The following is a 13,849-nucleotide window of genomic DNA, read 5'->3' on the forward strand; positions in this document are numbered from 1 at the left end:
GCAGCATGACCGAATTCAAGAATACCGCGCATGAGCTGAGGCTGTTCCGCATGCGCCTGCTGGCGGCCAGCGTGCTGGTGCTGGTCTGCTTCAGCCTGCTGCTGGCGCGTTTCCTGTGGCTGCAGGTGGTGCGTCACGATGCCTACGCTGCCCAGGCCGAGGAAAACCGCATCTCGGTGGTGCCCATCGTGCCCAATCGCGGCCTGATCCTGGACCGCAACGGCGTAGTGCTGGCACGCAACTATTCCGCGTACACGCTGGAAATCACGCCTTCCAAGATCAAGACCAACATCGATGACCTGATCGACGAGCTGGGCACGATCGTGGAAATCCAGCCGCGCGACCGGCGTCGCTTCCGCCGTCTGCAGGAAGAATCCAAGAACTTCGAAAGCGTACCCATCCGCACCCGCCTGACCGACGAGGAAGTGGCCAAGTTCACGGCCCAGCGCTATCGCTTCCCCGGGGTGGAGGTGCAGGCCCGCCTGTTCCGTCAGTATCCGTACGGCAAGACTGCTGCCCACGTGATCGGCTACATCGGCCGCATCAGCCAGCGCGATGCCGAGCGCATCGCCGATTCCGACGACGAGGCCAACTACAACGGCACCGACTACATCGGCAAGGAAGGCCTGGAAAAAAGCTACGAAAGCCAGCTGCACGGCACCACCGGCTACGAGGAAGTGGAAATCTCGGCCAGCGGACGGGCGGTGCGCTCGCTCTCGCGTACCCCGGCCACGCCCGGCAAGAACCTGATCCTGTCCATCGACATCGAGCTGCAGAAGGTGGTGGAGGAGGCCTTCGGCGACCAGAAGGGGGCGCTGGTGGCGATCAATCCGGCCACCGGCGATATCCTGGCCTATGTCTCGCAGCCCTCCTACGATCCCAACCTGTTCGTCGAAGGTATCGACCAGCAGAGCTGGGACGAGCTCAACAAGTCGCCCGACCGGCCGCTGCTGAACCGCCCCCTGTCCGGGGTCTACTCGCCCGGTTCAACCTACAAGCCCTTCATGGCGCTGGCCGCGCTGGAGCTGGGCAAGCGGCGCCCGCAGGACGCCATCCGCGATCCGGGCTATTTCATCCTGGGCAACCACCGTTTCCGCGATGACAAGGAAGGCGGCCACGGCATCGTCGACATGTACCGCTCGGTGGTGGTGTCCTGCGATACCTACTACTACATGCTGGCCAACGACATGGGGGTCAACGCCATCCATGACTTCATGAAGCCCTTCGGCTTCGGCCAGATCACCGGCATCGACCTGGAACACGAGAAACGCGGCATCCTGCCCTCCACCGAGTGGAAACGCAACGCCTTCCGCAAACCCGAGCAGAAGCGCTGGATCGCCGGCGATACGGTCTCGCTGGGCATCGGCCAGGGCTACAACAGCTTCACTCCGCTGCAGATGGCCCAGGCCACCGCCATCCTGGCCAACAATGGCGTGGTGATGAAGCCGCACCTGGTCAAGATCATCGAGGATGGCGTGACCCACGAGCGCACCGAGACCGTGCCCAAGGAAAGCTACCGCATCCCGTTGAAGCAGGAAAACATCGACTTCATCAAGCGCGCCATGGTCGGCGTGGTCAAGGAAGGCACCGGCGCGGCCGCCTTCCGTGGCGCCCCGTACGAGTCGGGCGGCAAGACCGGTACGGCGCAGGTGGTCAACATCGCCAAGAACCAGAAGTATGATTCCAAGAAACTGTCCCGCATCTACCACGACAACGGCCTGTACATCGGCTTTGCCCCGGCCGACGCGCCGCGCATCGCGATTGCCGCCGTGGTCGAGAACGGTGGCTGGGGCGCCGGCGTGGCCGCGCCGCTGGTGCGCAAGGCCATGGATTACTTCATGCTGGGCAAGCGCCCCAACGAGCCGATCAAGTCGGTCGCGCCGGAGGCGGTGAGCCCGGATGCCCCGGTCGAAGGTCCCACCACCGAGGACAACGCCAATACGCCCACGGTCCAGCCGGATGTGCAGGAATGAGGGCGCGCAGCATCTGAACCGAACACCGGCGCGCCGCCATCCGGTGCGCATGGCCCGACATCGCAACAACGCAGTACGTACCAGGAGCCGGCATGAGCCTGCAACGTCCGCCCCTTTGGCAAATCATCAAGCCGCACCTGACGGTGTTCGACGGCGCGCTGTCGCTGATCGTCTTCCTGATCCTGTCGGTGGGCATCGTGACCCTGTATTCGGCCGGGATGAACTTCCCTGGCCGGGTCGAAGACCAGTTGCGCAATATCCTGGTGGCATTCATCGTCATGTGGGCCGCCGCCAACGTCTCGCCGCAGCTGCTGCTGCGGCTGGCGGTGCCGGTCTATACGGTGGGGGTGACCCTGCTCATCGCGGTGGCCCTGTTCGGCATCATCAAGAAGGGTTCGCGCCGCTGGCTCAATATCGGCATGGTGGTACAGCCCTCGGAAATCATGAAGATCGCCATGCCGCTGATGCTGGCCTGGTATTTCCAGAAACGGGAAGGCATGCTGCGCTGGGATGCCTTCGTGGTGGCGGCGATCCTGCTGCTGATCCCGGGCTTCCTGATCATCCGCCAGCCCGACCTGGGCACCGGCCTGCTGGTGCTGGCGGCCGGCTTCTACGTGATCTTCTTCGCCGGCCTGCCGTGGAAGATCCTGCTGGGCCTGGTCGTGGCCGGCGCGGCCAGCCTGCCGGTGGTGTGGTCCTTCATGCACGATTACCAGCGCCAGCGCGTGATGATGCTCATCGATCCGACCTCCGACCCGCTGGGCAAGGGCTTCCACATCATCCAGTCCACCATCGCCATCGGCTCCGGCGGGGTGACCGGCAAGGGCTGGCTGATGGGCACCCAGACGCACCTGGAATTCATTCCCGAACGCACCACCGACTTCATCTTCTCGGTCTATTCCGAGGAGTTCGGGCTGATCGGCAACATCGTGCTGCTGGTGCTGTACCTGCTGCTGATCGGACGCGGCCTGATGATCACGGCCAATGCGCCCACGCTGTTCACCCGCCTGCTGGGCGGGGCCATCACCATGATCTTCTTCACCTACGCCTTCGTGAACATGGGCATGGTCAGCGGCATCCTGCCGGTGGTGGGGGTGCCATTGCCCTTCATGAGCTATGGCGGCACCGCCCTGGTGACGCTGGGGCTGGGCGCGGGCATCCTGATGAGCATCCAGCGCCATCGCAAGCTGGTGCAGAGCTGAGCGGGCGGCGCCCGATCACTGCTGTCCATCCGGCAACTCCGGCAGGGGTCGTGAACTTGCGGCACTGACGAGTTGTCAGCTTGGGTGCATTGCACTCTGGTATCGTTGCGAACATTCCGGCCGGGCCAGGCTGCACAGGCCCGGCGCATCGACTGTTGACCAAGGACAGGCTATGGGAACTCCCACTCTAGAACATCACCACCGCCTCGCCCCCTGCGGCCAGGCCCTGCGCTGGGGCACGCTGCTGCTGCCGCTGCTGCTGGCTGCCTGCGGCACCTCCCAGCAGGCCACGCGCCAGACCGCGCAGGCGCCCTCGACCCCGGTCAAGGCCTCCGGCGGCCGTCCCTCCAATGTCCCGGCCCTGCCGGCGGCGGGTTCCGGACGCGGCGGCTATTACAAGGATGACGGCCCGGGCGACCACATCCCCGACGGCCTGCTCGACGTGGCCGATGCCGAACCGCAGGTGGAGCCCATCTCCAGGGCGGCCAGCCGGCCCTATGCCGTGTTCGGCAAGACCTACGTGCCCATCACCGACAACCAGCCTTTCATCCAGCGTGGCATCGGCAGCTGGTACGGCAAGAAATTCCATGGCCAGAAGACGTCCTCGGGCGAGCTGTACGACATGTACAAGATGACCGCCGCGCATCCCACGCTGCCCATCCCGTCCTACGCCCGGGTGACCAACCTGAAGACCGGCAAGCAGGTCATCGTGCGCATCAACGACCGCGGGCCCTTCCACTCCAGCCGCATCATCGACCTGTCCTACACCGCCGCGCTGAAGCTGGGCTACCTGGGGACCGGCAGCAGCGAACTGGAAGTGGAACGCATCCTGCCCGAAGAGGCGCAACGGATGGCCGATGCGCGCCGCAACGGCACCACCCTGGCCGCCGACGACCCGATCAACCGGGTCTCCGGCAATAGCAACGGCAATGGCAGCGGGGTGTCCACCGGCGCGGTCGAGATCAATACCGTGAGCGCCCAGGGCCTGCCGCCGCAGCCCACGGTGGCAGCGGTGCAGCCGATCAATGCCAGCACCAGCAGCGCCGCCGGCGGCGCCGGTCTGGCTGGAGGCGGTGGCATCATCAATGCCGTGGCCAGCGGTTCGGCGCCCTCGCCGGCGATGCCCCAGGCGGTGCCGCTGACGGCTGGCTACTACCTGCAGTTCGGCGCCTATTCGCAGGAAGCCAATGCCCTGGTGGCGCGCGACAAGCTGCTGCCCAGCCTCTCGGGCATCGTCGACAGCATGCAGGCGGTGCAGGTCAACGGCCTGTATCGCCTGTATGCCGGTCCCTATCCGACCCGGCCGGCCGCCCAGAACGCCGCCATGCTGGTGCGCCAGCGCAGCGCCGGTACGCCCTTCATCGTCGAGCGCTAGGGCTGTTCATCCTCCGCGTCCTGCCGCAGTTGCAGGGCGCGTTCGTACAGGGCGTTCTTTTTCTGGCCGGTGATCTGTGCCGCCAGCGCGGCCGCCTGTTTCAGCGGCAGTTCTTCCAGCAGGATGCGCAGCACGCGTTCGCCCTCGGCATCCTCGTCTTTGGCCGGCGGCGCGCCTTCCAGCAAGATCACGAATTCGCCCCGCTGGCGGTTGGCGTCCTGCTCCAGCCAGGCCGGTGCCTCGCCCAGCGGGCCGCGGTGGATGTCCTCGAACAGCTTGGTCAGCTCGCGCGCCAGCACCACCTGGCGCTGCGGACCGAAGACCTGCAACATGGACTGCACGGTCTCGACGATGCGATGCGGCGCTTCATAGAACACCAGCGCCGCCTGCACCCCGGTCAGCTCCTGCAGCGCGCTCTCGCGCTGGCGGGTCTTGCTGGGCAAGAAGCCCACGAATTGGAAGCGTGCATCGGTCAGGCCCGAGGCCGACAGCGCGGTGATCGCCGCCGATGCCCCGGGCAGGGGAATCACCCGGAACCCGGCAGCCCGCACCGCATCGACCACCTTGGCACCGGGGTCGGAGACGGCCGGCGTGCCGGCGTCAGACACCAGCGCCACGCGCTGGCCGGCACGCAGGCGCTCGACGATCTTGTCGGCGGCTTCGCGCTCGTTGTGTTCGTGGGTGGCCATCAAGGGGCGGGACAGGCCATAGCGCTGCAGCAGCTGGCTGGTATTGCGGGTATCCTCGCAGGCCACCGCGTCGGCGATACTCAACAGGTGCAGGCCGCGCAGGCTGATGTCGCAGACATTCCCGATGGGCGTGGCCAGCACATATAATGCCGACACCGGATAGGTCTGCTGGGCGGCATCCTGCAGGATGGCGGCGGCTACGCTGGAATTCTGATTCATTGGAGGAGGCGGGATGTTCACAGGTTTGAAGAAAATGACCGCGCATGCGGCGCTGCTGGCCGGTTTGCTGGCGCCCTGGATGGTGGCGCAACCGGCTGCGGCAGCCGACAGTGTACCCCTGCTGGCACAGGCTGCCACTCCGACCTTGCCTTCGGCCACCAGCGATCCCGCACCGGCGATGCTGCCGCCGGGCAGTTCGCCGGAAATGCAGTCGGCCGCCAATGCCCTGTCGGCTCCCCCGCCGGCCGCCCTCCCGATCCGCATGGCGCTGCTGCTGCCAGGCCGCAGCGGTGCCTTCGGTGCTGCCTCCGATGCGGTACGCACCGGCTTCCTGACCGCCTATGCGCGCCAGAAGGAAAACATCCAGCTGGCCATCGTCGATACCGGCGATTCTGTGCCCGACATGCAGCGCGCCTACGACGAGGCGGCCGCCAAGTACGACATCGTGATCGGTCCACTCTCGCGCAGCGCCGTGACCGCCGTGGCCCAGAGCGGTCGCGTCTACAAACCCACCATCGCGCTGGCCCAGCCGGACATGAATGGCGAAGCCGACCTGCAGTTGCCGCCGCAGATGCTGGCGGTCGGCCTGTCCATCGACGAAGAGGCGCGCCAGGTGGCCAACTGGGTGGAAAAGGAAAAGGCGCCGGGCAAGATCTTCGCCATCGCCACCAACATCGCCTGGCAAAAGCGCGCCGCCCGCTCCTTCCAGCTGCGTGCCCGCCAGCTCGGCCTGCAGGTCGAAACACTGGAACTGAGTACGCCCGCCAATGCCCTCTCCGCACCCGGTCTGGCACAGCTGGCCAAGCGGGTGGAGCAGGAAAAGCCGGCCCTGATCTTCGTCGCCCTGGATGCGGCACAGACCGTGCAGCTGCGCAGCGCCGTGGGCAACGAGCTGCCACTGTACGGCACCTCCCAGATCAATCCCTACACCCTCAAGCGCGACAACCCCAACGACAAGCTACCCGAGCTGGATGGTGTGCGCCTGCTCGACATCCCCTGGCAACTGCAGCCGGACAATGTGGCCGTGACCCGCTATCCGCGCCCGGCGATCAATGACGGCGAGCGCCCCAGCCCCGACCTGGCGCGCCTGTATGCACTGGGCATCGATGCCTATCGGGTCGCCTACGGCATCGCCCAGAAGCAGTCCAGCTTCGATATCGATGGCGTTACCGGGCGCCTGACGGTCAACATGATCGGCGGCGGCACCACCTATTTCCAGCGCCAGGAGACCCAGGCGGTGTATCAGGATGGCTGGCCGGTGCCGATGGCCGACCAGTACTGACACCGCCATGGCGCTGCACGACCTGTTGCGGCGGACCGCACGCCAGCGCACCGGCGACGCGGCCGAGGACCAGGCGCTGGCCTACCTGCAACAGCAGGGCCTGCAGCTGGTGGAGCGCAATTTCCGCTGCCGCGGCGGCGAAATCGACCTGATCCTGCGCGAGGGCGCCACGGTGGTCTTCGTGGAAGTGCGGGCCCGCGCCAGTGCCGCCTTTGGCGGGGCTGCAGCCAGCGTCACGCCAGCCAAGCAGCGGCGCCTGCTGCTGGCAGCCCAGGTCTGGCTGCAGGCCCAGCGCCAGACGCCGGCCTGCCGCTTCGACGTGATCGCGCTCGAAGGCGGTCAGTTGCAGTGGCTGCGCAACGCCATCGATGCCTGAGCGAAGATTTGCAGCGGGTCGCCGCTGGCGTATCATGTGCGACCGGATTCCGGAAACTTCTCTTTACGAATTGCACGGACTTGGCCGCGTTCAAGTCCTCTATAATCGCAGCCACTATGACAAATCCCCGCATCCTCGCCCATTTCCAGGAAAGCGCCGACCTGAAGATGAAGGCAGCCAGCGTACTGGCGCAACCGATCGAACAGGCAATTGAACTTATGTTCACCGCACTGTCGAATGGCAACAAGATTCTTGCCTGTGGCAACGGCGGATCGGCCGCCGACAGCCAGCACTTCGCGGCCGAACTGGTGGGCCGCTTCGAACGCGAGCGCCTTCCGCTGCCGGCCATGGCTCTGACCACCGACACCTCCATCCTCACCGCTGTGGGCAACGATTACAGCTACCAGGAGATTTTCTCGAAGCAGGTGCAGGCCTTCGGCCAGGCGGGCGACGTCCTGCTGGCCTTCTCCACCTCGGGCAATTCGGGCAACATCCTGGCGGCCATCGAAGTGGCCCACGAACGCGACATGCGCGTGGTGGCGCTGACCGGCAAGGGTGGTGGCAAGATCGGCAAGGTCCTCACCGATGCCGATGTGCATATCTGTGTGCCGCATGACCGTACCGCGCGCATCCAGGAAGTGCATCTGGTATCCCTGCACTGCATTTGCGACGGTATCGACGTCGCGCTTTTTGGAGATGATGCGAATGAGTGATGCACGATCGTTGTTCACACGGATGCGCCGCCCGCTGGCGGCGGTGGCCCTGGGCGGCATGCTGGCACTGAGCCTGCAGGGCTGTTTCGCGGTGTTGGCCGGCGGTGCGCTGGCGACCACCTTCGCCGCCACCGACCGCCGTACCCTGGGCGCGCAGACGGAGGACAAAGCGATCGTGGTCAAGGGCGAAGCCCGCATTCCCGAAGTGGTGGCCGCCGGCTCCCACGTCAACGTGACCGCCTTCAACCGCAAGGTGCTGCTGTCCGGCGAAGTGCCCGACGAAGCCTCCAAGGCCGCCGCCGAGCGCGAAATCAAGGGCATGCAGAACGTCGAGACGGTGTACAACGAGCTGCAGGTGGGGCCGTCCTCCAGCTTCGGCTCGCGCTCCAGCGACGCGCTCATCACCAGCAAGGTGCTGGCCAGCCTGGTGGATGACAAGTCGCTGTATTCCAGCGCCTTCAAGGTCACCACCGAGCGTGGCATCGTCTACATGATGGGCCGCGTGACCCAGCGCGAAGGCCAGCGCGCCGCCCAGATCGCCAGCGGCGTGTCGGATGTGACCAAGGTGGTCACGCTGTTCGAATACATCACCGAAGAACAGCTGCAGGATTTCCAGCGCAAGCCGGCCAGCGAGAACAAGTCCACCAGCTGATCGGCCATCGCTGAAAGCCTCTGATGCAAGTCAAACCGCCGGCCCGTCCGGCGGTTTCCAATTGGGGCGCAGCCCGCAGGATCGGGCGGCGCAGTCTATAATGACCGGATAAGCGACCGGGGCCATGCCCCTCCCTCGAATCCGGAATGCGGAGTTTTCCATGCAAGCACAGGCAAATGCGTCCCAACGCGGCCTCATGATCAAGCTGGCAGCCCTGGTGGCGGTGGCCGCAATCGCCGCCTTCGCCTACTTCAAGGTCAATGCCGGCAACGCCGCGCCCGATGTCACCTTTACCAAGCTCGATGGCCAGCAGGTGGCACTCAAGGACCTGCGGGGCAAAGTGGTGATGGTCAACTTCTGGGCCACCAGCTGCACCACCTGTGTGGGCGAAATGCCGCAGATGATCGAGACCTACAACAAGTTCAAGGACCGTGGCCTGGACTTCGTGGCCGTGGCCATGAGCTATGACCCGCCCAACTACGTGCTGAACTACACCGAGACCCGCAAGCTGCCCTTCAAGGTCGCCCTCGACCCGCAGGATACCTTGGCCAAGGCCTTCGGCGACGTCAAGCTGACCCCCACCACCTTCGTCATCGGCAAGGATGGCAACATCATCAAGCGTTATGTGGGCGAGCCGCAGTTCGCCGAATTGCACCAGTTGCTGGAGAAGGCGCTGGCGGCGGCCTGATCCCTCCTACCCCTTCGCCCATGTAAAGCCGGCTTTCAAGCCGGCTTTTTCGTTTTCGGTTTCCGGATGACAACTAGAAGGAACATCCCCGCCTGTGTCGCAGTCCAAGAAATTCATATTGTCGCCATGACAAGCACTTGCGTGCGCCTGCCGACACATTCGACAACATCAGGAGGCTGCCATGAAATTCCGGACCATTTTCCTCATCGTGCTGCTGGCGCTGGTCGCCATCTTCGCCGCCGTCAACTGGACGGCCTTTACCGCCACCACCACCCTGTCGCTGATCTATACCGAATTCCAGGCGCCGCTGGGAGCCGTGATGCTGGGGGTGGTGATCGTGCTGACGGCCTTCTTCCTGCTCTACATCCTGGCCCTGCAGACCAGCGTGATGCTGGAGAGCCGGCGCCTGACCAAGCAGCTGGAAGCCCAGCGCACGCTGGCCGACCAGGCCGAGCACTCGCGCTTCAACGACTTGCGCAGCTACCTCAAGACCGAGCTGGAACAGCTGCAGCGCCGCCAGACAGAGCAGCAGACCCTGCTGGCGCAACGCCTGGATGCCCTGCAACGCGACATCCACCAGCGCGTGGAGCAGACCGAGAATGCCGTGGCGGCCCAGGTGGGTGAACTCGACGACCGGCTGCAACGCCAGCACGTGGCGGGGGCCATCAAGCCGCTATGATCCGTAGCTGAAGAAGCAAAAGGCTGCATCAACGAAGATGCAGCCTTTTGTTCATCTTTGACGCCTTTTTGCGCCTTTTGGCGCAAACTCAGACGCCGTAACGTGTGCGATAGGCCGCCACCGCATCCTTGTACTGGGTCAGGCGCGCATCGCCGCCGGTGGAGATGTACTCGAACAGGTCATCCAGGTTGCCGATGGAAATGACCGGCATGCCGTATTCGCGCGCCACTTCCTGCACGGCCGACAGTTCGGACAGGGCGCCATCCTTGCCCGAGCGCTCCATGCGGTCCAGTGCGATCAGCACCGCACAGGGGGTGGCGCCGGCGGCGCGGATCATGTCCACCGATTCACGCACCGAAGTGCCGGCCGAGATCACGTCGTCGATGATGACGACCTTGCCCTGCAGCTTGGCGCCGACGATGGTGCCGCCTTCACCGTGGTCCTTGGCTTCCTTGCGGTTGAAGGCGAACGGCACGTTGCCTCCCATGCCGGCCAGCGCCACGGCGGTGGCCGAGGCCAGCGTGATGCCCTTGTAGGCGGGGCCGAACAACATGTCATATTCCACGCCGGAATCCTGCAGGGTCTGGGCGTAGAAGCGCGCCACCTGCGCCAGCGTCGCGCCTTCGCTGAACAGACCGGCGTTGAAGAAGTAAGGCGAGGTACGACCTGCCTTGGTGACGAATTCGCCAAAGCGCAGCACGCCGGCCGACACCGCGAATTCAATGAATTCCTGTCTCAAGTTGCTCACAATGCATTTCCCGGGAAGAGTCAAAACGGAAGGAGCCGGCCTGCACGCTTGCCGACAAGCAAGCGGAGGTGACGGCGAAGCCTTCATCAGGCCGCCATTTTAAATGATTCACCCTATCGGTTATGCTACCGGCCTGATTGAACACTCTCCCGCAGCAAGCAAACAGGAATCCCATGCCAAAAATCGTCTCCGCCAACCTCAACGGAATCCGCTCGGCCGCCAAGAAGGGCTTCTTCGAATGGCTGCAAAAGGAAGCGCCGGACTTCGTCTGCGTGCAGGAACTGAAGGCCCAGGCGGCCGACATGACCGATGAATTCCTGGCCCCGGCCGGTTATGTCGGGCATTTCCACTATGCCCAGAAAAAAGGCTACTCGGGCGTGGGCGTCTACAGCCGCCGCCAGCCGGATTCGGTGCGCATCGGCTTCGGCAATACCGAGTTCGATGATGAAGGCCGCTATGTGGAATGCGACTATGGCGACCTCACCGTGATTTCGCTCTACGCACCCTCGGGCTCCTCCAGCGAGGAACGCCAGGAAGCCAAGTTCCGCTTCATGGAAGCCTTCCTGCCGCACCTGATGGACCTGGAAAAGAGTGGCCGCGAAGTCGTCATCTGCGGCGACTGGAACATAGCCCACAAGGAAATCGACCTGAAGAACTGGAAGAGCAACCAGAAGAATTCCGGCTTCCTGCCGGAGGAGCGCGCCTGGATGACGCGCATCTTCGACCAGCTGGGCCTGGTGGACGTGTACCGCCGCCTGCATCCCGAGACCACCGGCGAGGCCTACACCTGGTGGAGCAATCGCGGCCAGGCCTGGGCCAACAACGTGGGGTGGCGTATCGATTACCACGTCTCCACGCCGGGCATCGCCGCCAAGGCGGTGAGCGCGGCGATCTACAAGGAGCAGCGCTTTTCCGACCATGCGCCGTTGACGGTGGTCTACGGCGACTGAACACGCGCCAGCCAACCCACCTCCTCCCGTTCGGACTGAGTCGCGGCGCAGCCGCGTATCGAAGACGCGCCGGACGGTGGTCCATGGAGCGCCTTCGATACGGCCCTGGCGGGCCTACTCAGTCCGAACGGAAAGTAGCTGAAAAATCGTTCGCAAAAAAACAAAAGCCCTCGCACTGTGACGTGCGAGGGCTTTGTCGTTTCAGACCAGCAAAAATCAGGCGTCCGGTGCTGCCGCCTTCTTCGGGGTGGCCTTGCGCAGTGCCGGCTTCTTGGCCGCTGCTGGCTTGGCTGCCGCCTTGGTCTTGGTGGCCGTGGTCTTGGTCGCCGTCTTCTTGGCGGCTGGCTTGGCTACCGCCTCATCCGCACCGTCACCGGCTTCGGCTGCAGCGGCCTTGCCCTTGGCCGGTGCCTTGGCCTTGCGTTCCTCGAACTCGAAGCTGATCTTGCCGTCCTTGCCGCGCACCAGGAAGGCCTTGAACGGCCGGCGGGTACGTTGCGAGATGAAGCCCGGCAGCAGGTCGGTCTTGCCGTCGTTCAAGAGCTTGGCCATCTGCTCGGGCAGGATTTCCTGCTGCAGGATGATGCGGCTGCTGCGGAAGTCGCAGGCCTTGGGCTTGGCCACGGTCTTTTCGCAGACATAGGCCAGGCCCATCTCGTAGACGCCGCTGCCGCACTTCGGGCAGGCGCCCAGCGGGGTCTGTTCGCTGAAGTCCACCGGTTCGCCGCCCTCGCCATCGGCCTGATCCTGGCCGAAGTCGAATTCCAGCTTGTAGTTCTTGATCTCTTCGTCGCGCGAAATCTTCAGGATGGCCGCGAACGGACGGCCCATCTTCGAGCGGAAACCCTGCAGCGGGCCGATGGTGCGGGTCTGCAGCAGTTCTTCCACTTCGGCGATCTCGAACTGACGACCACCAGGCACCTTGCTCATCGAGAATTCGCACTTGGTGCAGGCGAAGCGACGATAGTTTTCCTTCACCACACCACCGCAATTGGGGCAAGGCGTCTGCAGGGTCGCGTAGTCGCCGGGGATGGTGTCGTTGTCGTATTCCTTGGCGCGCTTGACGATGATCTGGGTCATCTGCGCGATCTCGCGCATGAACTCGTCACGGCTGATCTTGCCGCGCTCCATCTGGGCCAGCTTGTGCTCCCACTCGCCGGTCAGTTCCGGTTCGGTCAGTTCATCCACACCCAGGCCGTGCAGCAGCGTCATCAGCTGGAAGGCCTTGGCGGTGGGCATCATCTCGCGGCCTTCGCGCAGCAGGTACTTTTCGTTCAGCAGGCCTTCGATGATGGCCGCACGCGTGGCTGGCGTACCCAGGCCCTTGCCGGCCATGGCCTCGCGCAATTCGTCCGAATCCACCAGCTTGCCCGCACCTTCCATGGCCGACAGCAGCGTGGCTTCCGTGTAGCGGGCGGGCGGCTTGGTGACCAGGCCGTTGGCAGTGACCTTGTCGGTCTTGACCTTTTCGCCCGGGGCCACGGCCACCAGATTGCCGCCGCCTTCCTTGTCCTTGTCGTCTTCCTCGACCTGCTTGCCGTAGATGGCCAGCCAGCCGGGGTTGATCATGACCTTGCCTTCGCTCTTGAACTGGTGACCCGACACTTCCGTGAAGCGGGTGGTCACCTGGAACTCGGCCGGCGGGAAGAACACCGCCATGAAGCGGCGCGTCACCAGGTCGTAGAGCTTCTGTTCCGGTTCCGACAGGTTCTTGGGCACCTGGGTGGTCGGGATGATGGCGAAGTGGTCGCTGATCTTGGTGTTGTCGAAGATACGCTTGTTGGGCTTGACCCAGCCTTGCTTCAAGATCTGCTTGGAGAACTGGTGGTAGTTGTTGTTCTCCGAGAGCGCCTCCATCGTGTCCTTGACGGTGTTGATGTAGTCCTCGGGCAGGTGGCGCGAATCGGTACGCGGGTAGGTCAGCACCTTGTGCTTTTCATACAGCGCCTGCGCGAGGCCCAGCGTGTTCTTCGCGGAGAAGCCGAAACGGCCGTTCGCCTCGCGCTGCAGGCTCGTCAGGTCGAACAGCAGCGGCGACAGTTGCGTCGACGGCTTCGATTCCTCGCTGACCGTGCCGATCTGGTCGCGACATGCGGCGACGATCGTTTCGGCGGCCGGCAGGCTCCAGAGGCGCGAGTCGCGCTTTTCCGGATCGAACTCGTCGCGCTTGAACTTCGGATCGAACCACTTGCCTTCGTAGAAACCGGCCGCGCACGCGAATTCGGCGCGCACTTCCCAGTAATCGCGCGGGACGAAGCGGCGGATTTTCTCTTCACGTTCGACGACGATCGACAGCGTTGGCG

At 64.4% G+C, this 13,849-nt stretch carries 13 protein-coding genes; 10 read left to right on the top strand and 3 right to left on the bottom strand.

The window, feature by feature from the left end; translation table 11 throughout:
• The first annotated feature begins 5 nt into the window (after positions 1 to 5).
• The 3 genes from mrdA (at position 6) to VE092_RS12270 (ending at position 4,550) form a co-directional block, all read left to right on the top strand.
• Complete coding sequence (gene mrdA, locus VE092_RS12260; RefSeq protein WP_324877106.1) at positions 6 to 1,973, top strand: penicillin-binding protein 2; 1,968 nt, start codon at positions 6 to 8, stop codon at positions 1,971 to 1,973.
• A gap of 92 nt (positions 1,974 to 2,065) precedes the next feature.
• Positions 2,066 to 3,175, top strand: a complete 1,110-nt coding sequence (gene rodA / locus VE092_RS12265; RefSeq protein ID WP_324877108.1) for a rod shape-determining protein RodA — start codon at positions 2,066 to 2,068, stop codon at positions 3,173 to 3,175.
• 172 nt (positions 3,176 to 3,347) lie between these two features.
• Positions 3,348 to 4,550: a septal ring lytic transglycosylase RlpA family protein gene (locus VE092_RS12270; RefSeq protein WP_324877110.1), complete on the top strand. Its 1,203-nt coding sequence runs from the start codon at positions 3,348 to 3,350 to the stop codon at positions 4,548 to 4,550.
• Here the strand turns inward: VE092_RS12270 and rsmI are convergent.
• Positions 4,547 to 5,458, bottom strand: a complete 912-nt coding sequence (gene rsmI, locus VE092_RS12275) for a 16S rRNA (cytidine(1402)-2'-O)-methyltransferase (RefSeq protein WP_324877113.1) — start codon at positions 5,456 to 5,458, stop codon at positions 4,547 to 4,549. The genes VE092_RS12270 and rsmI overlap by 4 nt on opposite strands.
• A gap of 13 nt (positions 5,459 to 5,471) precedes the next feature.
• On the opposite strand from rsmI, the gene VE092_RS12280 reads away from it, so the two are divergent.
• From VE092_RS12280 to VE092_RS12305, 6 genes are all read left to right on the top strand, one after another.
• Entirely contained in the window at positions 5,472 to 6,740 is a 1,269-nt protein-coding gene (locus VE092_RS12280) for a penicillin-binding protein activator (RefSeq protein ID WP_324877115.1), read from the top strand.
• Between the two features lie 7 nt (positions 6,741 to 6,747).
• On the top strand, positions 6,748 to 7,116 hold the full coding sequence (locus VE092_RS12285; RefSeq protein ID WP_324877117.1) for a YraN family protein: 369 nt from the start codon (positions 6,748 to 6,750) through the stop codon (positions 7,114 to 7,116).
• 116 nt (positions 7,117 to 7,232) lie between these two features.
• Positions 7,233 to 7,829: a phosphoheptose isomerase gene (locus VE092_RS12290; RefSeq protein WP_324877119.1), complete on the top strand. Its 597-nt coding sequence runs from the start codon at positions 7,233 to 7,235 to the stop codon at positions 7,827 to 7,829.
• Entirely contained in the window at positions 7,822 to 8,481 is a 660-nt protein-coding gene (locus tag VE092_RS12295; protein ID WP_324877121.1) for a BON domain-containing protein, read from the top strand. Before VE092_RS12290 ends, VE092_RS12295 begins: the two co-directional genes overlap by 8 nt.
• A 160-nt stretch (positions 8,482 to 8,641) precedes the next feature.
• Positions 8,642 to 9,169: a TlpA disulfide reductase family protein gene (locus VE092_RS12300; RefSeq protein WP_324877123.1), complete on the top strand. Its 528-nt coding sequence runs from the start codon at positions 8,642 to 8,644 to the stop codon at positions 9,167 to 9,169.
• Between the two features lie 181 nt (positions 9,170 to 9,350).
• Positions 9,351 to 9,848 (top strand): LapA family protein, encoded by a 498-nt coding sequence (locus VE092_RS12305; protein ID WP_324877125.1) that lies wholly within the window; start codon positions 9,351 to 9,353, stop codon positions 9,846 to 9,848.
• 88 nt (positions 9,849 to 9,936) lie between these two features.
• On the opposite strand, the gene pyrE is transcribed toward VE092_RS12305, so the two are convergent.
• Positions 9,937 to 10,596, bottom strand: a complete 660-nt coding sequence (gene pyrE / locus VE092_RS12310; protein WP_324877127.1) for an orotate phosphoribosyltransferase — start codon at positions 10,594 to 10,596, stop codon at positions 9,937 to 9,939.
• Between the two features lie 173 nt (positions 10,597 to 10,769).
• Here pyrE and VE092_RS12315 point away from each other — a divergent pair, with 173 nt between their 5' ends.
• Positions 10,770 to 11,546, top strand: a complete 777-nt coding sequence (locus VE092_RS12315; protein WP_077234825.1) for an exodeoxyribonuclease III — start codon at positions 10,770 to 10,772, stop codon at positions 11,544 to 11,546.
• A gap of 216 nt (positions 11,547 to 11,762) precedes the next feature.
• Here the strand turns inward: VE092_RS12315 and VE092_RS12320 are convergent.
• On the bottom strand, positions 11,763 to 13,849 hold a 2,087-nt coding region (locus tag VE092_RS12320; protein ID WP_324877130.1), incomplete at its 5' end, for a DNA topoisomerase III.

This window comes from Herbaspirillum sp., from assembly GCF_035644555.1.
Classification (GTDB): Bacteria; Pseudomonadota; Gammaproteobacteria; order Burkholderiales; family Burkholderiaceae_D; genus Herbaspirillum.

Excerpts from the sequence above, each read along its gene's own strand:
- VE092_RS12305 (WP_324877125.1), top strand. The coding sequence starts at position 9,351 with ATGAAATTCCGGACCATTTTCCTCATCGTGCTGCTGGCGCTGGTCGCC.
- mrdA (WP_324877106.1), top strand. The coding sequence starts at position 6 with ATGACCGAATTCAAGAATACCGCGCATGAGCTGAGGCTGTTCCGCATG.
- VE092_RS12315 (WP_077234825.1), top strand. The coding sequence starts at position 10,770 with ATGCCAAAAATCGTCTCCGCCAACCTCAACGGAATCCGCTCGGCCGCC.
- VE092_RS12285 (WP_324877117.1), top strand. The coding sequence starts at position 6,748 with ATGGCGCTGCACGACCTGTTGCGGCGGACCGCACGCCAGCGCACCGGC.
- VE092_RS12270 (WP_324877110.1), top strand. The coding sequence starts at position 3,348 with ATGGGAACTCCCACTCTAGAACATCACCACCGCCTCGCCCCCTGCGGC.
- rodA (WP_324877108.1), top strand. The coding sequence starts at position 2,066 with ATGAGCCTGCAACGTCCGCCCCTTTGGCAAATCATCAAGCCGCACCTG.
- VE092_RS12300 (WP_324877123.1), top strand. The coding sequence starts at position 8,642 with ATGCAAGCACAGGCAAATGCGTCCCAACGCGGCCTCATGATCAAGCTG.
- VE092_RS12295 (WP_324877121.1), top strand. The coding sequence starts at position 7,822 with ATGAGTGATGCACGATCGTTGTTCACACGGATGCGCCGCCCGCTGGCG.
- VE092_RS12290 (WP_324877119.1), top strand. The coding sequence starts at position 7,233 with ATGACAAATCCCCGCATCCTCGCCCATTTCCAGGAAAGCGCCGACCTG.
- rsmI (WP_324877113.1), bottom strand. The coding sequence starts at position 5,458 with ATGAATCAGAATTCCAGCGTAGCCGCCGCCATCCTGCAGGATGCCGCC.
- VE092_RS12280 (WP_324877115.1), top strand. The coding sequence starts at position 5,472 with ATGTTCACAGGTTTGAAGAAAATGACCGCGCATGCGGCGCTGCTGGCC.